The following is a 21,288-nucleotide window of genomic DNA, read 5'->3' as shown; positions in this document are numbered from 1 at the left end:
CGAAAGAATTATTTTTTCTCATCTTTTTTTGTCTGAGAGGATTTCTTTTTCGAATCAGATTCTTTCTCTTTTTTCTCCTGATCGGCTTTTGATTGCTCTTTTTGTTCAGTTGTTTCATCTGTTTGGCTTGCGCCTGAAGAGTCATTGGTGCTTGTCTCCGTTGTTTCTTTTTCTTCATATTTCGCCATTTCCTTAATGATTGGATCTAGCTGTTTTTGTTTTTCTTCAGCAGAGAGACGATCATCATTTTGGATTTCATTTCGATAGGCAACGAGTGCAGTGAAAATGTATCGATCGTCCCCAAGTACCCGTGCAATATCAAGTGCTTCCTTGCTATTGCCTTGTCCAATGTGAATCCAGAAAAGGAAGTATTGTGGATCTGTCTGCAATGTGTACGTATCCGTGATTTCTTTTTTGTGCTGATCAAGTAACAGGCTGCCTTGGTTCGTTTGCACATACGAAATGGCCAGTTCATATTGAAGAGAGACTGGCATTTGATTAGCTGGATATCTTTCTAACGTATCCACCACTTGGCTATACTGTTTGTTGAGATAATATTTGTTTGCCTCGACATACGCTTCTTGTTTCGGCATCGCGAAAAAGAAGGTGTAAATGGTATATACCAATGCCGGAATCAAAAGGACAAGTAGCCCCAATCCAATGTATCGTTCGATCTTCCATTTCTTTTTAGGAATGGTTAATAGCGTTTTTTCTTTCGTTTCAAGTGCTTCGATCTTTTGCTGAATAAGGGTGGACAATTCTTCTAGCGACTGCGTTTCACTGATTTCCTTTGCCACCTCAGATAATTTCAACGTATCATGATAAGCCAAATATTCCTGAAACTGATACTCATGGTCAACCACTCGAAGAATGACGGCTTTGACCTCTTTTAACAGGCGATGCTCATCGGTTTCATATGGCGGGATGCTTTCTTTGACACCGTAATGCAAAAATGCAGGAGCTAAGCCTTGATGAAAAACAATGTTTTCAGGAGAAACAATAGGATGCAGCCGCTTCACGTCGTGTTTGCAAACTGCATCGACAAGCTGGTATGAAAAAATCCATTTGCTTTTTTCATCCTTTGCATGGATGAAACGAAATTCCTGATAGGCAGGAGGCGGTTCAATTGAGATCATGACCTCACCTTCGGTTAATTGAATGTCTTTTTTAAATGAAGGGTTGATGTCTTTGATCGGTGCCGCTTCTAAACCGTCTAAGAGTTTAATTGTCTCTCTTTGAAAAATGAAGGTGTAGGTGCCTTCCTCTTTTTTCATGACTGCTTCTAATTGTTCTTCTAAATAGGAACTCTTTTTATCTGCCATTTACAAAAGTCCTTTCATAGTATTTCCAGCCTGTCCCCTGTGGTGACCCCACAGTCTGACAGCTTATATTCGCCTGAAAACACAGCTTTCTTATTGACTACACGTACCCATCCACCTTCTCGCTTAGGAAGTGAGATTTGTTTTGCCTGCCAGGCGATATGGATGACTTGCTTAATATGTAAATAATTTGATAGTCTCAAATCAAACACACTGCCATCGTAATTTTTTAAGTCGATGGTAATATCGATATACACAAATTTCCACCTCACAAAATAGAAAGAGCGCCGGCATCAATTGACAGACTCGGCGCTTTTTCTGCTTTTCACACTTAGAAAGGAAATCACTTTGATTAGCCGCGGATTTGGCTTGCGATGTCTTGGTCAGTGCTTTCAAGTGTATTTGCAGTTTGATCAAGCTGATTGCTGACATCTGTTAATAGATCAGACATTTTGATGAATGAAGGCTTTAGCTGTTCGTATTGATCAGCAAATGCTTCACTAGAAGCACCTTCCCACATTCCTTTTAAATCAGAGATCATTCTATTTAGACGATCCACTTGGTTTAACACTTCTTGACTTTCAACACCATATTGCTTAGCGGTCGCTCTTAGTTCTTCTGGGGTTACGCGAATAATTCCTGACATATTCCTCATTACCTCCCGTGCATAGCCGCCATATAATGGGCTAATCCACTTATTTTTTGACGTTATTATTATAAAAACAGAAATGATACACAGTCAAACAAATCTGTTTTTATTTTACAAAATGAGTCTATGGAATTACTGTTTTTTCGCTTTTTATCTAGTATTTAACATTTTTTTGGTCATATATTCTTAATAAGTACGCACGCGCCCCAATGAATCTTTTCACCTATTGATTTTTCACTACATTATTATTGTACTATTTCTTTTTAGTATCCATTTATGACCAAATCACTCAGATCTATCGCTTTCTGTTTTTTTAAGTTTATGGCATTTTTTTATTGATTTACGTACCTCATTCTCTTCATAATGTAAGTACGTGAAATATTCGAAAAAGCAGGGGTTTTTATGACAAAAAAGACAGATCCGTTTAAGTATAGTCTTGATCGTTTAGAGGATGTGGCAGACCAAATTAGTGATGTGCTCAATTGCCCTATTACTATAGAAGATACTCATCATCGATTATTGGCATATAGCACACACAATGATTTCACTGATCCCGCCAGAACTTCAACCATTATCTCCCGCCGTGTACCGGAAAAAGTCATTAATCGGCTTTGGAAGGACGGCATCATTCCTACACTCCTTAAAACAGATGAACCGCTTCGTGTACCTCAAATTGCAGAAGTGGGTTTATCTAGCAGGGTCGCTATTTCGATATGGAAAGACAAAGAGGTGCTCGGATTTATCTGGGCCATTGAATCCACGCAGCCTTTTTCAGAAGAAGAAATGGACCTTCTCAAAATGGCAGCAAACGCCGTTAAAAACAAATTACTCAATTTACAAATTCGAAAAACGAAAACAGAAGTACGCAATCAGGAGCTTTTTTGGAAGATGCTCACAGGCCATATTCATGAAAAGGATGAGATGCTTGACCTATTTTTGAGACTTGGCATGAGATGTCCAGACACGTACGCCATTATCATCTTTCGCCTTCGTGACGAACTCACAGAGGAGACGGAAAAAAAGCTGTCCTATCTGCTTGAAACCACGCAGCAAGTGCAGGTACTATTAACGACTGTTGATTTTCACGAATTCATTATTCTTGTCTCGCCAAAAACAGAGCATCCGCTGCAAGATATTAAACAATTCACAAGCGGCATGCTAAAGCAGCTGTCTGACCGCTATCATATCCATCACGTTCAGGCGGCCATTGGCGGAATTTACGATCATATCTCTCAGATTCAGCCATCCTATAAAGAAGCACTGGCTGTATTAAAAACAAAAGAACGCTTTCCTGTTGAAACGGAACGTTTAAACAGTTTTTCTGAACTCGGCATCTATCAATATTTAGATGTGCTTGCTGAAAAGCGAAAGGGCTCGTCTTACTCCAGTTACTCTTTATCGAAGCTAGAGGATTACGACCTAAGGCATCATTCCAACCTAGTCGAAACCCTTGAACGGTTTATTGATTGTGACAGCAATGCCAATATCGCCGCAAAGCAATTAAACATTCATATCAACACATTGAATTACAGACTAAAGCGGATTACAGACATTGCAGAAATTGATTTAAAAAACATGAATGAGAAAATGACCATTTATCTTGATATGAAGCTAAAAAACGTCCGTTTGTGAAATTTCACAAAGAGGCGTTTTTTTATTTTTTATTTCAACCGAAGAATTTTCTAAACTTTCAGGATACACTAGACATACAATATCAATAGATAAGCATAGGAGGAATAAACATGATCATCGGCATTCCGAAAGAAATTAAGAACAATGAAAACCGAGTGGCATTAACACCAGGAGCAGCTTCTCAATTGCTTTCAGCTGGACACCAGATTTTAATTGAAACAAACGCTGGTTCTGGAAGCGGATTCACTGATGACGATTATGTATCTGTTGGTGCAGAGATTCTTGATCAAGCGAAAGATGTGTGGGCATCTTCTGATATGATTATGAAGGTAAAAGAACCATTACCTGAGGAATATCCATATTTCAGAGAAGGACTCATCTTATTTACGTACCTGCATCTTGCCGCAGAGCCCTCCTTGGCTGAAGCATTGAAACAAAAAGGTGTGACAGCCATTGCTTATGAAACGGTAACGGACGGAAAATCACTTCCCCTGTTAACCCCTATGTCTGAAGTGGCAGGTAGAATGGCCGCTCAAATCGGTGCACAATTTTTAGAAAAGCCAAAAGGCGGGAAAGGTATTTTGCTCGCAGGCGTGCCAGGGGTATCAAGAGGGAAGGTCACCATTATAGGCGGTGGTGTTGTTGGAACAAATGCAGCAAAAATGGCCATCGGACTTGGTGCAGATGTGACACTCATTGATGTAAACGCGGAACGATTACGTCAGCTGGACGATCAGTTTGGTCATCAAATGAAAACGTTAATGTCCAATCCTGTCAACATTGCAGATTCAGTCAGTGAGGCAGACCTTCTCATTTGTGCCGTTCTGATCCCAGGTGCCAAAGCACCGACGCTTGTGACAGAAGAAATGGTGAAGCAAATGAAGCCTGGTTCCGTCATAGTAGACGTAGCGATTGACCAAGGCGGCATTGTCGAAACAATAGATCATATCACAACACATGATCAGCCTACTTATGAAAAACACGGTATTTTACATTATGCAGTCGCCAATATGCCTGGAGCAGTTCCACGGACATCGACTGTGGCTTTAACGAATGTCACCGTTCCATATGCACTGCAAATTGCTAATAAAGGCGCTGCAAAAGCCATTCAAGAAAACAGTGCCATTGCAGAAGGTGTCAATGTGATGAACGGACATATCACGTATGAAGCTGTCGCTCGTGATCTCGGCTATGATTACGTGCCTGTTCATCAAGCGATCGATGCCTCTTCTATGACAGAAGCTTAATACAGACCCGCCCTTTTGATGGGCGGGTTTTATTGTTAACCAGAAACGAAAACAGGTTGACAAATACTCCTCTTCCCCTTAATCTATTTGTACAGATATGACAGGGGGAAACATCATGCAAAAGAAAACAAGAACCGCTGATTTTGTGCTAGTCGGAATGTTTGCTGCACTGATGGCTATTGGAGCCAATATCACATCCATTGTGCCGTTTTTGCAGGTCGGCGGAATTCCACTCACAATGCAGCCATTTTTTTGTATACTTGCTGGTCTTTTGCTCGGCAGACGGCTTGGCGCATTGGCTATGATTGTCTATACCTTGGTCGGAATTGCTGGTGCACCTGTATTCGCACAGTTCTCAGCGGGCTTTGGGGTCATTTTAGGCAAAAGCAGTGGTTTTGTATTATCGTATATTCCTGCTGCCTGGCTAGCTGGATTCATTTTAGAGAAAAGAAAACACCCTGGCTTTGGCCATTTTTTGCTTGCAGCCATTGCTGGAACGACCGTGATATATGTGATCGGGACGACTTATACGTACCTCGCGTTAAATGTGTGGCTGAATGCACCGATTTCCTATCAAACCACGTGGTTCTTTATGATCTGGTTTATGGTGAAAGATTACGCTTTTACCATTTTACTTGCGATGCTGGCACCTAAAATTTATCGCTCTGTTTCAAAAGCCACATCCTTTCGAAAACAACAAGCTGCGTCATAAATATGAAAAAAGATTCCTCATTATCGAGGAACGTACGATTGTAGAAAGCTGAATTTGTTTCTTATATTTATTTAATCAAAGAAAAAGAGCCTGTCTTGGTTTGAAGTGACCCCCTAAACTTAGACACGGGTTTTTTATGAGACAGCTTTCGAGGCATGGGTTCGATATTGTATCGGACTCATGCCTTTTAGTTTTACTTTTGTCCTATTTTTTATTGACATTCGAACAGCGGAAAATCAGATTGCTTCACAGACATCTGATAAATAGAGAGAAACAGCACAAAACAAAAAAGCTTATAGAAAAAAACATCGTTTTCTCTACAAGCTTTTCATCTTACAGGATAATCGCCGCAAGCCAGCCGAACAGAACAAGCGGGATATTATAATAGATAAAAGTCGGGACACATGTACCCCAAATGTGGTGATGCTGTCCATCCATATTTAAACCAGATGTCGGTCCAAGCGTACTGTCACTTGCTGGAGAACCTGCATCCCCAACAGCCGCAGCTGAACCAATAATTGCAATGGTCGCCATTGGACTAAACCCTAGGTGTAAACAAAGTGGAACAAAGATGGTCGTAATAATCGGAATCGTTGCAAATGATGATCCGATCCCCATTGTCACAAGCAGACCCACAAGCAGCATTAAAATGGCCGCAAGGCTCTGGCTGTTGCCGATAAATTGTGAAGATGCTTTAACAAGCGTTTCAATGTCTCCTGTTTTGGTTAAAACGTTGGCAAATCCAGCCGCAACAAGCATGACAAAACCGATAAATGCCATCATGTTCATTCCAGATGTAATCAGTTGATCTGCTTCATCGCGTTTCATCATTCCGGTCACAAACAAGACAAGCAGTCCTGCAAGTGCACCGAAGATCATACCTTCCACGCCAAGGCTTTGAGACAGATAAAGCTGGACAATCAATGACACGAGGATGGCAAGACCAGCAAAGAATAGACTTTTTTTCGTATACGCTGATTTCTCTACATCTGTAATATCGCGATCCACATATATTTTTGGCTTACGATACACGAAAAGAGAGACGATCAATCCTAGCACCATACCCCCAACAGGGATCAGCATTGCATATGGAATATCTGCTAAATTCACAGCTAGACCTGCATCCTTCATATTGTCACGGAGCATTCCATGGAAAATCTGTCCAAAACCGACTGGAAGTAAAATATATGGTGCAGTGAGTCCGAAGGTCATGACACATGCTAGCAGTCTGCGGTCAATTTGAAGCTCGTTAAACACCTTTAATAATGGCGGGATTAAGACCGGAATAAAGGCAATGTGAACAGGAACGACGTTTTGTGAAAAACAGGATACGATCAAAATGACAAGAATGATGAGCACTTTTGATAATGTTTTTCTTCTTGAGTCTCCTTCTTTTCCTAGAAGCTTCACTGCTCCTTCAACCATGGCATCTGGAAGACCCGTTTTCGTCAGCGCCGCAGCAAAGGCCCCTAAAAGCGCATAACTAATCGCAACTGTCGCATTTCCACCGAGCCCGTCAGTAAAGGCTTCAACTGTTCCTCCAAGACCTAATCCACCTGCAAGCCCACCCGCTAAAGCGCCAAGTGCCAGCGCAATAACCACATTGACTCGCAGTAAGCTTAATATCAACATTAAAACAACCGCTAAAACAACTGCATTCATGGTGAAACCCCCGAAATCCTTTAGTTTACTAATGTAGTAGATAATTAAAGTACCAACGTATGTTACCACAGAAAAAATACTTCGTCAAATGGCGTATGTATTACATAAAAAAAGCCCCGCCAGCTGGCAGAGCCCTAACCTTTATTTCTTTGCTTCGAATCGTTCCACAAATGTCGCCAATGATCTCACCATCACGCCTGTTGCCCCTGTTGGTCCAAAGCATGAAGGTTTTTCTGTTGTCGCTGTACCTGCAATATCTAAGTGAACCCAAGGGGTGTCCTCAGCGAATTCACCAATGAAAGCACCTGCCATGATCGCATGACCATCTCGACCTGGAGAGTTATTGAGATCAGCCATTTTGCTGTTTCGTACTCGTTTTTTATCTTTTTCAGTGATCGGCAGCTGCCAAATCATTTCACCGCATTCTTCTGATGCTTCTTTAAACTGGGCGTACAGTTCATCGTTATTGGTCATGACACCTGTTGTCTCATTTCCAAGCGCCACAATGACCCCGCCTGTTAATGTTGCAACGTCTACAAGAACAGAGGCACCGTGCTGCTTCGCATATGTCACACCGTCTGCTAAAACAAGACGTCCTTCTGCATCCGTATTGAGCACTTCGATTGTTTTACCGCTCAGTGATACAATCACATCATCCGGCTTCATTGCGTCTGCCGAGATCATATTATCTGTTGAGGCAATGACAGCAATCACATTTTGCTCTGGGCGAAGCTCGCCGATGATTTCCATCGCGCCTAAAACAGAGGCTGAGCCGCCCATATCTGTTTTCATCCCCACCATACTTGCTCTTGGCTTTAATGAATATCCACCTGTATCATACGTGATGCCTTTACCGACAAGGCCGATGACATCTGTCCATTCTTCCTTGCCTTGATATTTCAACACAATGAGCTTTGGTGGTTCTGTTGAGCCTCTATTGACGGCTAAAATACCGCCCATCCCGAGCTCTTCCATTTGTTCTTTATCTAAGATTTCAATCTCAAATTCGTACTTGTAAGCAAGCTCTGCCGCATAGGAAGCAAGGTCAGAGGACGTGAGCATGTTCGGCGGCATATTCACAAGTGTACGAGCCGAATTGACCGATTGTCCGTAGACTTCGCCCACTTTCAGACTAGCCTGAATTTCAACGGTGTCATGATCCGTCGTTGCATAAACAAATTCGATAAATCGATCCGGTTCATTCGTTTTATGTTTAAAATCTTGTAATTCATATGTAGCTAAGAGGCAGCTTTCAGAAAGGGCATGGGCTGCATCATGAGCAGACAGATCCTTTCCTATAAACGTATCCAGCAAGATCGAAACCGCTTGCTTTTTATCTTGATGAAGCTTTTTAAATAAATGCGCAAAGGCTTCTTTTGCCTCTTCAAACGTGTAATCTGATTCCTTCCCAAGCCCGACAAAATAAATGCGTTTGATGCCTGTTTCAGGGGATGGGAAAAATTTCGAAAGCTGATTCCTTTTTGATGAAATATCACCTTCTTTTAATAATTCGGTGATTCTTCCTTCAAGTAATTCATCCATTTCTTTTGCTTTTCCTGATAATTGGCTCTTTTGAAAAAGTCCGATGGCCAGTGTATCTTTATGTTGCAATTCATTTGTCGAGAAAAACATATTTATCACACGCTCCTTCAATGAACTCCATTTTTACATTTGAACTTCTATTATATCAAAATTTGCGTGCCTATACGATCATTGCCAGTCTGTCTTCATTTCATGAACATTTATATTTTCACACGCGGAAGGGCATCATGAAAAAGTGGTGCCCTTCCTAGCAGCCCTGTCCATGTTCTCCTCGTTCCACATCTACTTTCTTTAATGTTATAATGAACATGGACTTGGCAACATTTATTACTGCTATTATTTTTTCATCTTACTAGGGTAAACAGTCAATCATTTCGCACGATATTTTTTCTTACAGAGAGGATGTTTCTTGTTCATGAGCGTACTGACGAATTTCCCGCTGCTTGCCAGCCTTGCAGCCATCTTATTTGCACAATTTGTAAAAGTACCCATTCAATTTATTTTTTCTAGACGACTTGATTGGTCGCTCATTACAAGCACAGGCGGAATGCCAAGTTCACACTCCGCAGCCGTAACAGCTCTCTCAACAGCAGTGGCTTTAGAGCACGGGTTAGGAACATCTATTTTTGCCATTTCCGCCATCTTTGCCATTATTACGATGTTTGATGCGACAGGTGTTCGCAGACAGGCAGGAGAACAGGCCACTGTTCTCAACAAACTGGTGACAGATTTTAACCATTTTGTTGCCGAAGCAAAGAATTTCCCAAGTGCGGAAGAAAAAGAGAAACAAAAGAAATTGAAAGAGCTTCTTGGGCATAAGCCGATTGAAGTCTTCTTCGGTGGCTTAACAGGAATCTTGCTGACACTCCTCTTAGATTATTACTTCATGTAAAAACGAAAAAGCTTTGGACCTCAAATGGCCCAAAGCTTTTTCATTCTTTATTGGCTTGAAACTGCTGACGGAAAACTTGCATCGATTCCGCTTCATTCAGCTGATTTAACTCTTTTTCCGTTAAAGTCCCTTCGCCCTTTTTGATAATATAGACATCCAGCACTTTTTTACCCCATTCTCTATACACATCGTCAACGGTTTCATAGTATAAATCAAGCTTATGACCTTTAATGGCTTTACCGGTATCTGCGACTACACCATAGCCATAGTTTGGGATAAACAGCACGGTTCCAATTGGAAAGACAGCTGGGTCTGCTGCCACTGTTGAATATAAATCACGTTTCACTTTGACGCCTGAATATGTAATGCCATATGCATGATGTTCCTTTGTTTTACCTGTTGATTCCACACCTGCTGTATAGCCTGTGGCAACGACCTTTTGCTTCGGATATTCATTCCAATTAAACGCTTCTTCGAGAGAAGCAGCTCGCAAGTCATCGCTTTTGACCACCATCGTTTGTCTTTTTTGTTGTTGAAAAAAAGAAGATACTTGCTTGCCGGCATCGGTCTCTTTCACCCATGCAGCGAGATCACTTGGTTCTACTCCAGATATGCCCGTAAAGCTTGTCATCAATGCAAGCACGAAAAGGGCTGCCATGAACAAGCGTTTCATCCATGTTTTCATCTCTATTTGTCACTCCTCTACCCATCTATTTGTTTCCAAACGAAATGGAAACTATGCAAAGGAGAAACAAAAAAACCCACTTGCGTGTAAACAAGTGAGTTAAAACATTTGATATCCTCTTTTTCGAAGTGCATTGATGACAAAACCTGATGCAATCGCACCAATTAAGCCGCTTAATAAAATGATGATATCTGCCACAGCAAGTGAGACGATGCGGTCTCCTATCCCTGAAAAAGCGATACCTGGCTCTCTTACATATGTCACCATCTTTTGATTATTGATAATAAAAAGGCATACAATTGGATATAAAATTGCCATAATCCATGACATTCTTAGCAGCATATTCAGCAAAAAGCCAATGCCAAAAAATAACACGAAAAATAAAATAACTGAAATGATAACGACTGGTAAACTGATCACTTCATCTCCACCCCCAAATATCCCATCATTAGTTTAACTTGGAAATAGAGATGAAGTCAATCAATGGAAAAGGCAGATAGATTAATGCTGCTTTCCTGTCCCTTTACATTCCTCACATGTTTCAGAGCCGCCGAGCAGTAGCTGAAAATATCCTTTTCCTGAACAATATTGACAGGCTGACGTCTTTTCTTTTGTTTGTGCCTTCATATGGCTCACTCCTTAGTCTAAATTTTCTGATAATTCATCATAACACATTTTTCTGTCCAGTACCAAGTGAGAAAATATTCCGTATTTCATAAAAAAACGTGTATCACGAGGATACACGTTTTCGTCTATTACGGTTTAGAAGAACTTGAATTTTCCTTTTTTCAGAACAAGTCCTGGTCCACCAACCATGAATAAAGAACGGTTGTCGATGATTTTCTTCATTGCAGAAGCTTTTGTCCCTTGAAGTTTTTTACCAAACGCAACACCTACAGCGTCGTGTTCACCAAGAGAAGCAACTGTTCCTTTGATGTCTGGCTTAAAGCTTTCAAGAGATCCACCTTTTACTAGTGCTGCAAGGTTTTTCGCTACTGTTTCACCTTGCTGCATTGCAATTTGTGCTGTTGGTGGGTATGGACGGTTGATTTCTTCGTTGATGATCAATGAACAGTCACCAATGATGAATACATCATCATTTTCTGGTACACGAAGATCTGGAGAAACTTTTACGCGACCACGCATGTTTTCAAATCCAGCTGCTTCAACGATTGGGTTACCGCGTACACCTGCAGCCCAAACAACAGTTTCAGCTTTGATTTCTTCCGTATCATCGTCTTTTCCAACAATGATGCCTTCAGACGTACATTCTTTGATCGCTGTACCGATTTTGAACTCAACACCTTTACCTTGAAGGTAGTTCATCGCATAGTCGATCAATTCAGGATCGAATCCTGGAAGAGCTGTTGGCGCAGCTTCTACACAGATAATACGCACGTCTTTTTGATCAATATCATACTCTTTGCACAGCTCAGGCACACGGTTTCCAAGCTCACCAAGGAACTCAATACCTGTGAAGCCTGCACCGCCGACAACGATTGTCAAACGCTCTGGGCGTTTTTCAGCTTCAGTATTATACGTCGCAAATTGAAGCTCAATGTGCTCACGAAGCTGACGAGCAGAGTTGATGTTAGAGATGGAGAATGCATATTCTTTCAGTCCTGCGATGCCAAATGTTTCAGGAACAGCACCAAGTGCGACAACAAGGTAGTCATAAGAAAGTTCGCCATCTGATGTCACAACTTTCTTCGCTTCCTTATCAATGCTTTCAACTGTTGCTTGTACAAAGTTGACACGGGAACTGTTAATCACATCTTTGATTTGATAACGACAGCGATCATGATGAAGTGTACCTGCACTTGCTTCATGTAGCCATGTTGTTTCGTAATGATAATTATGCTTGTTCACAAGAGTAATGTCCGCATCATTTGTGCCAAGCTGTTTTGTTAATCTTGTTACAGTCATTAATCCGCCATAACCTGCACCTAATACAACGATTTTCGGTTTATTCACTGGAATCACATCCACCTTTTTTAAATTTGCTGTAAAACGGATAAAGAATTACATATCGTTATTCTCAACCGCTTTGCCGCATTTTATGAAATTTAAACAAAAAATAAGTATGTGAAAATCTGAACTTTCACCTACAAAAAACGAAAGCATTTGACCGTATCCGACAAAAATTCATAAAAAATTAATATTTAGTTCCCTTAACAATAATAGCGAGTTCTGCTCCTTTTTTCAAGGCTTTATACTGAAAATCCTTATGATAAACGGTCTTTCTCACTTTTTCCTCTTATTCAGAGCAACGGTATCAAAAAACGACAAGTTTTTCAAAACAAGTCAAACGGTCATATGTGGTATGATATGATATAGTGATAACAATTTTCATTTGGGAGGATTAAAGGAATGCAAGAAGATTCTAAGGTATATGACATTACCGTTATCGGGGGCGGCCCAGTTGGATTGTTTACTGCGTTTTACGGAGGCATGAGACAGGCAAGTGTGAAAATCATTGAAAGCCTTCCTCAGCTCGGCGGTCAACTATCCGCTCTTTACCCTGAAAAATATATTTATGATGTGGCTGGTTTCCCAAAAATCCGCGCACAAGAATTAGTTGATAATTTAAAGGAACAAATGGATAAATTTGAGCAAACCATTTGCTTAGAACAAGCAGTTGAAACTGTTGAAAAGCAGGCAGATGGTATTTTTAAACTTGTCACAAATCAAGAGGTTCATTATTCTAAAACGATCATCATTACAGCTGGTAACGGTGCATTCCAACCGAGAAAGCTTGAACTAAGTGCAGCAGAATCATTTGAAGGAAGCAACCTGCATTACTTCATTAATGACTTGAACCAATTTGCTGGCAGACGTGTCGCTGTGCTTGGCGGCGGAGACTCTGCGGTGGACTGGGCACTGATGCTTGAACCAATCGCAAAAGAAGTATCCATTATTCACCGCCGTGATAAATTCCGCGCACATGAGCACAGTGTAGAGAATCTGCACAACTCGAAAGTCAATGTACTGACACCATTTGTGCCTACTGAGCTCATTGGTGAAGACCGCATTGAACAGATCGTACTCGAAGAAGTCAAAGGAGACAAAAAACAAGTGCTTGATGTGGACGATGTGATCGTCAACTTCGGTTTTGTTTCTTCCCTTGGACCAATCAAACAATGGGGCCTTGAAATCGAAAAGAACTCCATCGTGGTCAAATCCACAATGGAAACGAACATTGAAGGCTTCTATGCAGCAGGAGACATCTGTACGTATGAAGGAAAAGTCAAATTGATTGCAAGCGGATTTGGTGAAGCACCAACGGCTGTCAACAATGCGAAAGCCTACATGGACCCGAAAGCCCGTGTACAGCCTCTCCATTCCACAAGCTTATTTGAAAACAAATAAGGACGGATCAAAAAAAGGAGTTCCACTCGCGGAACTCCTTTTTCGTTTATTTAAAAATCCCAATATAGGCATTTGCCATCCCAAGTACCATTGCAGCAAGCAGCACTACAACAATCCCTGCCACAACCAAAATCACCCGATCCTTCACACGTTCCTTTTTCGGAAGTGGCTTATCTATACCGCAAGATGGACACGTTTTTGAACGATACGGAATCAGTTCATGACAGTTCCTGCAATTGATTTGTTCACTCAAACCTCAGCAACCTCTTTTCTGACTACAGTTTATGTTTGGTTTTCATGATACTCTTTTCGTGGGGAAATAGCCAGTTGTTCGGGCAAGCTGTAACAAAATTGAGCGATTTATCATCTTGATACGATGCCCCAATGAAGGTTTCATTTGCTGAATTCGCAGCAGGGTTGAATATTGACTTTGATAATTTAGAGACTTTTTTAAAACATGTTTCCACTTCGATTGTAGATTCTGGTTTGAGTGATCAACAAATCAAACACATACATACCGAAGTTAAGAAAATGAAAAAAGACAATGAAACGAAAGAAATCGGTACATTTGAAGTGATGTATCGCGGAGAACCAGTAAAGATTCGAGTTGAGGCTGAAGTCCATGTGGAAGATGTCAATAAAGAAGTGGTGATCTATTTGTCTAGTACACAAGAGTTGGTTTATATCCTTGATAAAGAACTTTTAAAAACAGAAGAAGAATGATGGAGAAAGTGGCGCTGGATGAGCGTTTTTTTTTCTTTACCCCGTCTTTCTCAATCAGACAAAAAAAGCCTTCTCGATCGTTTTGTTTAACAAAAAAACGAAAAAGAAGGCTTATCTTTTTATTCAAGATCACATGATTAACACTCTTCCGGCGAACCGGTATTCGTGGCTGTTCTGAAAGAAGAACCACATCCACATGACGCAATGGCGTTCGGATTGTCGATGGTGAAACCGCCGCCCATTAGTGATTGTTTGAAATCAATGATGGTGCCGTTCATGATATCAAGGCTTTCGGAGTCGACAAGGACCTTTATGCCGTGCTGTTCAAATTGCGTGTCTTTCTCTGAGACTTCATGGTCAAAGCCCATTCCGTATGAAAGACCGCTGCAGCCGCCGCCTTTTACGCCCACTCGCAGGAACGCATTTTCTTCTTCGTGTTCTTTCATCATATCTTTAATCTGCAGTGCAGCAGCTTCTGTAATGGTTACTGGTGTACTCATGATCATCCCTCCTTTTGACTGGATGTTTCTTTTCAATTATAAACGTGATGATGCCTTTTCTCAAATAAATGGTTTAGAGATAAAATGTGCCGTCACAAATCGTTTCAGCAGGTCCTGTCATCAGTACATGGTCATTGTCTTTCCAGCGAATATTCAGGTCTCCGCCAGCTAGATGAACGGTCATGTCCGTTTCTTTTTTCGCATGTCCATTCACAATCGTTGATACAGCCGCAGCACATGCTCCTGTTCCGCACGCTTGCGTTATCCCTGATCCTCTTTCCCACACGCGAAAATGCAGTTCCGTTTCACTGACGCGTTCCACAAATTCTACATTGACGCCTTCTGGGAACATTTCATGCTTTTCAATGATTGGTCCAAGTGTATCGAGCGGAGCTTTCTCAATGTCCTCTAAATAGAAAACGATGTGCGGGTTACCCATTGAAACAGCCGTTCCATTTAAAGTCGCCGTGCCAAAATCAAGTGCCTCATTGATGGTTGTGCTGGCCGGTTCACCAAGCATCGGCATCGCTTCTTTTTCAAAACGTGGTTTTCCCATATCTACTGTGACTAACTGAACGTGATCATCTTTGATATGGACAGTAGCTTCAACGAGTCCTGACAAAGTTTCAATCTGGAACGTTGTGTCTGTCACAATTTGATGCTCATACACATATTTTGCGACGCAGCGCAGCCCGTTCCCACAGTTTTTCCCCTCTGATCCATCATTATTGAAAATGCGCATTTTCACAGGTGCAACATCTGATGGACAAATGAGAATCATCCCGTCTGAACCGATTCCTGTATAAACAGAAGACACGCGGATCGCTATCTCTGATAGCTGCTCATCTGGAAGCTGTTCCTTCATCTGATTGACGTAAATATAATTATTTCCTAGTCCGTGCATTTTCGTGAATTGAAATGATGTCATGAGCGACCTCCAAAAATGTTGTTTCTTTATAGTATAAAAGGAGTCGATTCAGGAGACAATCTTATCATCCCCCGTTTTTCATACATAGAAGCTCTTTGCTGCCATGGCAAAGGGCTTTTATTATGCATATGCCTCTTTTTCTCTCGTGTGATGCTTCATTTTGATGATATTTTATTAGCATAACATATTGAATGCGCTTTCTATTCATTCTCCTTAAAAATGGAAGCGGGAAGTGTGAAAAAAATGCACCTCATGACCCATGCGGTGCATTTAAAACATGTCATTTTCCTCTATAAAAGCATAAATACGCTCAACTAGCTGCTCTGCATTTTCTCCTGAAACAAATTCTCCATTTACAAGCGCAAATGGGGAGTCCATACATTTGCCGCAGTAGCTTAAACAGCCGTATTCCATCACGTCTAGGTTTGGGTCTTTTTCAAGCTTCTCTTTTGCTTCTTGAGACCCTTGTGCAAGATTACTTACACAAAATTCGATTAATGGAAACACTGTGCTTCACCTCACATCGCCTTTACATCCTACCGAAATTCCTTCTATTAGTCAAAACATGAGCTTCTTCTACAACGTTACGCCTATTCCTCGTAAAATGTTTTACTATTTAGGACTAACTGATGAATATGTAGGTTATTTTGAAACAATTATTGTGGTTTCACAGTAAATTCGATATAATTTTATTTGGTATTTTAACTTAAAGTTTTTTAGTATAAGTGTTTTTCAATGTCTAGGGGGAAAAGGAGAATCGTCATGAAAAATTTAGTCTTGATCGGCGGAGGTTACGGGAATATGCGGGTTCTCCACCGCTTATTGCCAAATCAATTACCTGATGATGTTACTATCACATTAATTGATCGAAATCCTTACCACTGTTTAAAAACAGAATATTATGCACTTGCTGCTGGAACGATCTCTGATCATCACATTCGAGTATCTTTTCCAGAGCATCCGAAGCTGGATATTCAATACGGGGAAGTAGAAAAAATTGATATTGAAAACAAACAGATCTTATTCAGCGACCGTGAACCTATTCCATATGATGACACGGTCATTGGACTTGGCTGTGAGGACAAGTACCATAATGTCCCTGGTGCAAAAGAACATACATACAGCATTCAAACCATTGATCAATCAAGGCATACGTATAACAAATTAAACAATTTGAGTGCAGGCGCAACGGTTGGCATTGTCGGGGCTGGACTTAGCGGGGTAGAGCTAGCCAGTGAACTGCGAGAAAGCCGCACCGATTTAAACATTATTCTTTTTGACCGTGGAGAACTGATTCTATCAAGCTTCCCAAAAAGATTAAGTTTATATGTGCAGAAATGGTTTGAAGAAAATGATGTACAGATCATTAACTGCGCCAATATAACGAAGGTTGAAGAAGGCGTTGTTTACAACCATGACGACGCGATTGAAGCAGAAGTTATTGTGTGGACAGCAGGCATTCAGCCAAGCAAAGTGATAAGAGACATGGATGTTGAAAAAGACGCACAAGGCCGCGTCGTATTAACTCCTCATCACAATCTCCCTGGAGATGAGCATGTATATGTCGTGGGTGATTGCGCAAGTCTACCGCATGCCCCAAGTGCACAGCTTGCCGAGGCGCAGGCAGAACAAATTGTCCAATCTCTACAAAAACGCTGGAAAAACGAGCCGCTTCCTGAAGCTTATCCTCAGTTTAAGCTAAAAGGGGTACTAGGCTCTTTAGGGAAAAAAGCCGGCTTTGGCTTAGTTGCGGATCGTCCACTTGTTGGCCGTGTGCCAAGACTCCTAAAATCTGGACTTCTTTGGATGTACAAGCATCACAATGGCTAAACTCATGTGAATTTTTTCTCAAAGCTCCTTCCTGACGAAGGAGCTTTTTTCTATGAAACGGCATGTGCCGATGGATTGGTCAATTTGATCGGAGCAAGGGCAAGGATGCAGTCTTTACGAAAAGTTCTCATTGTCTTCTTCGATAAACAATACGCTTGGATGAGCTGTTCCGATTGACGGTGTACAATAATTTTTCTCTTTGTGCACTCTCCGTTTTTCTTCATATAAATCATATCAATCGGTATTTGCTGATGAAGAGATTGTTTCAGTAAATAATTCATGATGCTCACGCTCCTTTTATTCCATTATATACGAACAAATGTTCTTTCTCAACACAAAAAGGAACGCTTGTTCTATTTATTTTCTCAAAAAAAGAACAGCTTATTCACTGCTCTCTTTGTACCCGTATTTCTCCATTTCTTGATAAATGTCTTTTAATTTTGGATTGCCCTCTCCAACAATTTGATCCTCCACTAGGACAAGTGGATAAAAGAATTCATCATCAAGAATTCGTTCAGACAATTCCTTTTGGCGTTCGTTTTCTGGCGGGTGCTCAATATCAATATATGTGATGCGAAACGGCTGATTCGGATATTTTCGTTTTAACGCTGCATCTAACCACTCAAATGTATCTTTTGAAGAAGGCAGATTCACGCAGCTAGCGCACAGTACATCTCTTCCATATACATAAAGATCAACGGTTTGGTTCATTTGACAAGCCCCCTATTCTTCCTTTATTTTAGCTGAACTTTCTGTATGAAAAAAGTCAAAATCACTTTTTGTTTCAAGATGAGATTGTGCTATAATGAGAAGGAAACTTTGAAACCAATCAATAGATTTTTATCGTCCAGATGAATATAATGGTGATATGTTGTGAAAGGAGCGATTGTATCTAATGACTGAAGTCGAAATGAAAGACCAAGTACAGGAAGTACTAGACAAACTTCGTCCATTTCTATTACGTGATGGTGGAGACTGTGAGCTTGTAGACATTGAAGATGGTATTGTCAAATTACGTCTTCTTGGTGCATGCGGCAGCTGCCCAAGTTCAACCATTACATTGAAAGCCGGTATTGAGCGCGCATTATTAGAAGAAGTGCCTGGCGTTGTAGAAGTTGAACAGGTTTTCTAATTCATATATGACATGAAAACGACCCGATTTGGATCGTTTTAACTCAAATTCGCTCCGCTCCAGTGCTCGTCCTTCCTAGACTTCAAAGGTTTTCACAGCGTGATATGAAAACCCTTGAAGTCTAGGAAGGCCGAGTACTGGCGCGGAGCGAATTTGATATTCGTGAGCACCAGCACGCAGGACTGACACCGAATGCGAGGGTTTGTCTTCACGCTGAACGACCCGATTTGGGTCGTTTTTTTCATTAGGATAACTTTTCTCTAAACCATTCTTGAATAAAGGTCAGTCTTTGAATACGCTGCCCCGGATGACCGCTTCTGGATAAATCATGAGATGCCTTCGGGAATTTGACCAGCCTTGTGTCTTTTCCAAGCTCCTTCAATGCCACAAAAAGCTGCTCTGCTTGATCGACTGGGCAGCGATAATCTTCATCGCTATGCAAGATGAGAAGCGGCGTGTTCACCTGTTTCACATACTTGAGCGGCGAACGATCCCATAGCTTATCAACCGAATCATAAATATCCCCATCAATCTGCCACCTTGTAAAGAAATAGCCAATATCACTGATGCCATAAAAACTAATCCAGTTCGAGATGGACCGCTGTGTGATGGCTGCACGAAAGCGGTCTGACTGTCCGACAATCCAGTTGGTCATAAAACCACCATAGCTCCCGCCTGTCACTCCAAGCCTCATTTCATCAATGAAATCATAGGCTTCCAGCACATGATCAACAGCCAGCATGACATCCTCATAATCAACGTCACCATAGCTTCCTCTCACACGATCGGTAAACATCTGTCCGTACCCATGACTGCCATGAGGATTGACGTACACAATCGCATAGCCTTCAGAGGCGAGCATTTGAAATTCATGAAAATACGTATGACCATACATCGCATGCGGTCCGCCATGAATCTCTAGAATGAGCGGATATTTCTTCCCATCTTCCATCTGAGAAGGCTTCATGAACCACCCATGTACATCGTCGCCCTCTTTCGACTGAAACGAAAATGGCTCCGGTACTGATAGGACATGCTCCTTAAGAAAGGCGTCATGCTCGAACGTGATTTGCTTTAGTGATGATTCCCCTAATGTCAGCTCATACAGCTCACTTGGTGAGATGGGTGACAGCCGGCTAAGCAGCAATTTTGATTCATCGGGATGAAGGCTGAAGTTCGTGATATGTTCTGCCTCTAGTCGAACAGGATAGGCTAAACCTTCAATGGAGAAATAATAAATCCCTGTACTTCCTTGATCAGAGACAAGCGCATAAAACCCCTGACTATCTTTTGTCCATTGGGGAAGCTGATTGGCTTCACCCATGACACTATCCCCTGCCATACAGTTGCCCACATACATATCGAGCATTTCTGATAGCTGAACGGTCTTTTCTTCCTTCAGATCATACAGCCATAATGACGGGAACGTTGCATTTTGAAATTCGCGCTCATGTCCAATGTATAACAGGCTTTCTCCGTTTGGAGAAAATGATACGGTGGAATAAGCGCCTGTTGATTGTGTGATTTTCTTGGACGTACCATCCTCTAATGAGAGAAGACATACATCACTTATGTAAAACGTCTGAGGATTTGATTGAATATAGGCAAGCCACTTCCCGCACGGAGATACTACATGATTCACATGATGATGCTGCTCACTCGTGACAGTCTCTACCTCTCCTGAACGGACATCGACTTGTACAATTTGTGTCAAACGTCCATCTAAAAAGCCTCTTCCATCTGCTTTATAGGTCAAATCATCATATACCGCCGGAGCAAGCTCATCTCGCTCCTCCTTTTTTTCATCATGAACAGATTCTGATTGTTTTAATGACACAGCCGCATAAATGAAAGATCCATCTGGAGAAAATACAGGATGAGATACCCCATATGGAATATTCGTTAAGGTACGCACGCCTCCTCCTTGACTCTGGATGAGAGCGAGCTGAGGGACTTCCTTTGGCTTTTGCAAAATAAAGGCAAGCTGCTTACCGTCTTTTGACCAAGCTGGCTGATGATGCTTACCATCCTCAAATGTCCATTGAAACAGCTCCTCTGTTTCTTCTTCTCGAACCCATAAATGGATATTGTAATCATCCTTTTTCTCATTCACAGTGACTTTTGTAAAGACCGCCCTTTTTCCATCTGGCGAATAGACCGGATGAGAAACAGAAACAATCTTCGTTAAATCTTCAGCAGTTATCAATTTCTTCATGAATGTATCTCCCCCTTATGTATAAAAAATAGTTCGATCCTCTAAATAATAATCCCTGCTTCTGCCCTTAAAAACAAGTATAAAAAAAGAACGTGCGTATTCACCGCACGTTCCAGATTGTTGACAAAGGGCTAAAATGATCTTTATTTTAGCCCTTTGTCTTCTTTTCAGCGTGATAGAAAACCCTTGAAGTCTAGGAAGGACGAGTACTGGCGCGGAGCGAATTTGACATTCGTGAGCACCGGCGCGCA

The 21,288-nt window shown here is 41.4% G+C and carries 23 protein-coding genes and 1 pseudogene; 8 read left to right on the top strand and 16 right to left on the bottom strand.

Annotated features, from left to right (window positions below; translation table 11 throughout):
* Nucleotides 1-8: 8 nt before the first annotated feature.
* The 3 genes from essB to BA70_RS01270 all read right to left on the bottom strand — a co-directional run bounded on the left by essB (nt 9) and on the right by BA70_RS01270 (nt 1,965).
* Complete coding sequence (essB, locus tag BA70_RS01280; protein ID WP_034317111.1) at nt 9-1,322, bottom strand: type VII secretion protein EssB; 1,314 nt, start codon at nt 1,320-1,322, stop codon at nt 9-11.
* Nucleotides 1,323-1,336: 14 nt separating this feature from the next.
* The gene (yukD, locus tag BA70_RS01275) at nt 1,337-1,576 is read right to left on the bottom strand and encodes an ESX secretion system protein YukD (RefSeq protein WP_034317107.1); all 240 of its coding nucleotides are present in this window, start codon (nt 1,574-1,576) and stop codon (nt 1,337-1,339) included.
* A gap of 95 nt (nt 1,577-1,671) precedes the next feature.
* Nucleotides 1,672-1,965 carry a WXG100 family type VII secretion target gene (locus BA70_RS01270; RefSeq protein ID WP_003213769.1) on the bottom strand — a complete coding sequence of 98 codons (294 nt, stop codon included), beginning with the start codon at nt 1,963-1,965 and terminating at the stop codon, nt 1,672-1,674.
* A gap of 405 nt (nt 1,966-2,370) precedes the next feature.
* On the opposite strand from BA70_RS01270, the gene BA70_RS01265 reads away from it, so the two are divergent.
* The 3 genes from BA70_RS01265 (at nt 2,371) to BA70_RS01255 (ending at nt 5,559) form a co-directional block, all read left to right on the top strand.
* Entirely contained in the window at nt 2,371-3,600 is a 1,230-nt protein-coding gene (locus BA70_RS01265; protein WP_034317105.1) for a PucR family transcriptional regulator, read from the top strand.
* 110 nt (nt 3,601-3,710) lie between these two features.
* Nucleotides 3,711-4,847, top strand: a complete 1,137-nt coding sequence (gene ald, locus BA70_RS01260) for an alanine dehydrogenase (RefSeq protein WP_034317103.1) — start codon at nt 3,711-3,713, stop codon at nt 4,845-4,847.
* A gap of 115 nt (nt 4,848-4,962) precedes the next feature.
* Nucleotides 4,963-5,559: a biotin transporter BioY gene (locus tag BA70_RS01255; RefSeq protein WP_034317100.1), complete on the top strand. Its 597-nt coding sequence runs from the start codon at nt 4,963-4,965 to the stop codon at nt 5,557-5,559.
* A gap of 333 nt (nt 5,560-5,892) precedes the next feature.
* Here the strand turns inward: BA70_RS01255 and BA70_RS01250 are convergent, their stop codons facing one another.
* Complete coding sequence (locus BA70_RS01250; RefSeq protein ID WP_034317097.1) at nt 5,893-7,221, bottom strand: Na+/H+ antiporter family protein; 1,329 nt, start codon at nt 7,219-7,221, stop codon at nt 5,893-5,895.
* A gap of 141 nt (nt 7,222-7,362) precedes the next feature.
* A complete protein-coding gene (locus BA70_RS01245) occupies nt 7,363-8,853 on the bottom strand; it encodes a leucyl aminopeptidase (protein ID WP_034317095.1) in 1,491 nt (496 codons plus the stop codon).
* Nucleotides 8,854-9,178: 325 nt separating this feature from the next.
* Here BA70_RS01245 and BA70_RS01240 point away from each other — a divergent pair, with 325 nt between their 5' ends.
* Nucleotides 9,179-9,655, top strand: a complete 477-nt coding sequence (locus BA70_RS01240; protein WP_034317092.1) for a divergent PAP2 family protein — start codon at nt 9,179-9,181, stop codon at nt 9,653-9,655.
* 40 nt (nt 9,656-9,695) lie between these two features.
* Here BA70_RS01240 and BA70_RS01235 read toward each other — a convergent pair whose 3' ends face one another.
* From BA70_RS01235 to BA70_RS01225, 4 genes are all read right to left on the bottom strand, one after another.
* Nucleotides 9,696-10,340 carry a 3D domain-containing protein gene (locus tag BA70_RS01235; RefSeq protein ID WP_034317089.1) on the bottom strand — a complete coding sequence of 215 codons (645 nt, stop codon included), beginning with the start codon at nt 10,338-10,340 and terminating at the stop codon, nt 9,696-9,698.
* A 99-nt stretch (nt 10,341-10,439) separates the two neighbouring features.
* A complete protein-coding gene (locus tag BA70_RS01230; protein WP_034317087.1) occupies nt 10,440-10,760 on the bottom strand; it encodes a YuiB family protein in 321 nt (106 codons plus the stop codon).
* A gap of 81 nt (nt 10,761-10,841) precedes the next feature.
* Complete coding sequence (locus BA70_RS20135; RefSeq protein WP_160171266.1) at nt 10,842-10,967, bottom strand: YuiA family protein; 126 nt, start codon at nt 10,965-10,967, stop codon at nt 10,842-10,844.
* Between the two features lie 135 nt (nt 10,968-11,102).
* Complete coding sequence (locus tag BA70_RS01225) at nt 11,103-12,320, bottom strand: NAD(P)/FAD-dependent oxidoreductase (protein ID WP_167331419.1); 1,218 nt, start codon at nt 12,318-12,320, stop codon at nt 11,103-11,105.
* A 390-nt stretch (nt 12,321-12,710) separates the two neighbouring features.
* Between BA70_RS01225 and yumC the strand changes: the two genes are divergently transcribed.
* A complete protein-coding gene (gene yumC, locus BA70_RS01220) occupies nt 12,711-13,709 on the top strand; it encodes a ferredoxin--NADP reductase 2 (protein WP_034317082.1) in 999 nt (332 codons plus the stop codon).
* A gap of 46 nt (nt 13,710-13,755) precedes the next feature.
* Here yumC and BA70_RS01215 read toward each other — a convergent pair whose 3' ends face one another.
* Nucleotides 13,756-13,962, bottom strand: a complete 207-nt coding sequence (locus BA70_RS01215; protein WP_008346803.1) for a hypothetical protein — start codon at nt 13,960-13,962, stop codon at nt 13,756-13,758.
* Nucleotides 13,963-14,093: 131 nt separating this feature from the next.
* On the opposite strand from BA70_RS01215, the gene BA70_RS01210 reads away from it, so the two are divergent.
* Nucleotides 14,094-14,432 carry a hypothetical protein gene (locus BA70_RS01210; protein WP_239646601.1) on the top strand — a complete coding sequence of 113 codons (339 nt, stop codon included), beginning with the start codon at nt 14,094-14,096 and terminating at the stop codon, nt 14,430-14,432.
* A 137-nt stretch (nt 14,433-14,569) separates the two neighbouring features.
* Here BA70_RS01210 and erpA read toward each other — a convergent pair whose 3' ends face one another.
* From erpA to BA70_RS01195, 3 genes are all read right to left on the bottom strand, one after another.
* A complete protein-coding gene (gene erpA, locus BA70_RS01205) occupies nt 14,570-14,932 on the bottom strand; it encodes an iron-sulfur cluster insertion protein ErpA (protein WP_034317079.1) in 363 nt (120 codons plus the stop codon).
* Between the two features lie 73 nt (nt 14,933-15,005).
* The gene (gene dapF, locus BA70_RS01200; RefSeq protein ID WP_034317077.1) at nt 15,006-15,860 is read right to left on the bottom strand and encodes a diaminopimelate epimerase; all 855 of its coding nucleotides are present in this window, start codon (nt 15,858-15,860) and stop codon (nt 15,006-15,008) included.
* Between the two features lie 270 nt (nt 15,861-16,130).
* Nucleotides 16,131-16,367, bottom strand: coding sequence for a YuzB family protein (locus BA70_RS01195; protein WP_008346813.1), 237 nt, complete (start codon nt 16,365-16,367; stop codon nt 16,131-16,133).
* 255 nt (nt 16,368-16,622) lie between these two features.
* Here BA70_RS01195 and BA70_RS01190 point away from each other — a divergent pair, with 255 nt between their 5' ends.
* Entirely contained in the window at nt 16,623-17,690 is a 1,068-nt protein-coding gene (locus tag BA70_RS01190; RefSeq protein WP_034317074.1) for an NAD(P)/FAD-dependent oxidoreductase, read from the top strand.
* A 50-nt stretch (nt 17,691-17,740) separates the two neighbouring features.
* Here BA70_RS01190 and BA70_RS01185 read toward each other — a convergent pair whose 3' ends face one another.
* Nucleotides 17,741-17,971 carry a WYL domain-containing protein gene (locus BA70_RS01185; protein ID WP_034317072.1) on the bottom strand — a complete coding sequence of 77 codons (231 nt, stop codon included), beginning with the start codon at nt 17,969-17,971 and terminating at the stop codon, nt 17,741-17,743.
* Between the two features lie 100 nt (nt 17,972-18,071).
* Nucleotides 18,072-18,401, bottom strand: coding sequence for a YuzD family protein (locus tag BA70_RS01180; protein ID WP_034317069.1), 330 nt, complete (start codon nt 18,399-18,401; stop codon nt 18,072-18,074).
* A gap of 121 nt (nt 18,402-18,522) precedes the next feature.
* Between BA70_RS01180 and BA70_RS01175 the strand changes: the two are divergent.
* Nucleotides 18,523-18,822: pseudogene (locus BA70_RS01175) on the top strand (NifU family protein).
* A 244-nt stretch (nt 18,823-19,066) separates the two neighbouring features.
* Here the strand turns inward: BA70_RS01175 and BA70_RS01170 are convergent.
* On the bottom strand, nt 19,067-21,037 hold the full coding sequence (locus BA70_RS01170) for a S9 family peptidase (RefSeq protein WP_034317066.1): 1,971 nt from the start codon (nt 21,035-21,037) through the stop codon (nt 19,067-19,069).
* Between the last annotated feature and the right edge of the window lie 251 nt (nt 21,038-21,288).

Origin of the sequence: Bacillus zhangzhouensis, assembly GCF_000715205.1 — a bacterium.
Classification (GTDB): Bacteria; Bacillota; Bacilli; order Bacillales; family Bacillaceae; genus Bacillus; species Bacillus zhangzhouensis.
This window is presented reverse-complemented; position numbering and strand designations above follow the sequence as displayed.

Coding starts and splice junctions, on each gene's coding strand:
- essB (WP_034317111.1), bottom strand. CDS start 1,322: ATGGCAGATAAAAAGAGTTCCTATTTAGAAGAACAATTAGAAGCAGTC.
- BA70_RS01270 (WP_003213769.1), bottom strand. CDS start 1,965: ATGTCAGGAATTATTCGCGTAACCCCAGAAGAACTAAGAGCGACCGCT.
- BA70_RS01265 (WP_034317105.1), top strand. CDS start 2,371: ATGACAAAAAAGACAGATCCGTTTAAGTATAGTCTTGATCGTTTAGAG.
- ald (WP_034317103.1), top strand. CDS start 3,711: ATGATCATCGGCATTCCGAAAGAAATTAAGAACAATGAAAACCGAGTG.
- BA70_RS01255 (WP_034317100.1), top strand. CDS start 4,963: ATGCAAAAGAAAACAAGAACCGCTGATTTTGTGCTAGTCGGAATGTTT.
- BA70_RS01250 (WP_034317097.1), bottom strand. CDS start 7,221: ATGAATGCAGTTGTTTTAGCGGTTGTTTTAATGTTGATATTAAGCTTA.
- BA70_RS01245 (WP_034317095.1), bottom strand. CDS start 8,853: ATGTTTTTCTCGACAAATGAATTGCAACATAAAGATACACTGGCCATC.
- BA70_RS01240 (WP_034317092.1), top strand. CDS start 9,179: ATGAGCGTACTGACGAATTTCCCGCTGCTTGCCAGCCTTGCAGCCATC.
- BA70_RS01235 (WP_034317089.1), bottom strand. CDS start 10,340: ATGAAAACATGGATGAAACGCTTGTTCATGGCAGCCCTTTTCGTGCTT.
- BA70_RS20135 (WP_160171266.1), bottom strand. CDS start 10,967: ATGAAGGCACAAACAAAAGAAAAGACGTCAGCCTGTCAATATTGTTCA.
- yumC (WP_034317082.1), top strand. CDS start 12,711: ATGCAAGAAGATTCTAAGGTATATGACATTACCGTTATCGGGGGCGGC.
- BA70_RS01210 (WP_239646601.1), top strand. CDS start 14,094: ATGAAGGTTTCATTTGCTGAATTCGCAGCAGGGTTGAATATTGACTTT.
- erpA (WP_034317079.1), bottom strand. CDS start 14,932: ATGAGTACACCAGTAACCATTACAGAAGCTGCTGCACTGCAGATTAAA.
- dapF (WP_034317077.1), bottom strand. CDS start 15,860: ATGACATCATTTCAATTCACGAAAATGCACGGACTAGGAAATAATTAT.
- BA70_RS01190 (WP_034317074.1), top strand. CDS start 16,623: ATGAAAAATTTAGTCTTGATCGGCGGAGGTTACGGGAATATGCGGGTT.
- BA70_RS01185 (WP_034317072.1), bottom strand. CDS start 17,971: ATGAATTATTTACTGAAACAATCTCTTCATCAGCAAATACCGATTGAT.
- BA70_RS01180 (WP_034317069.1), bottom strand. CDS start 18,401: ATGAACCAAACCGTTGATCTTTATGTATATGGAAGAGATGTACTGTGC.
- BA70_RS01170 (WP_034317066.1), bottom strand. CDS start 21,037: ATGAAGAAATTGATAACTGCTGAAGATTTAACGAAGATTGTTTCTGTT.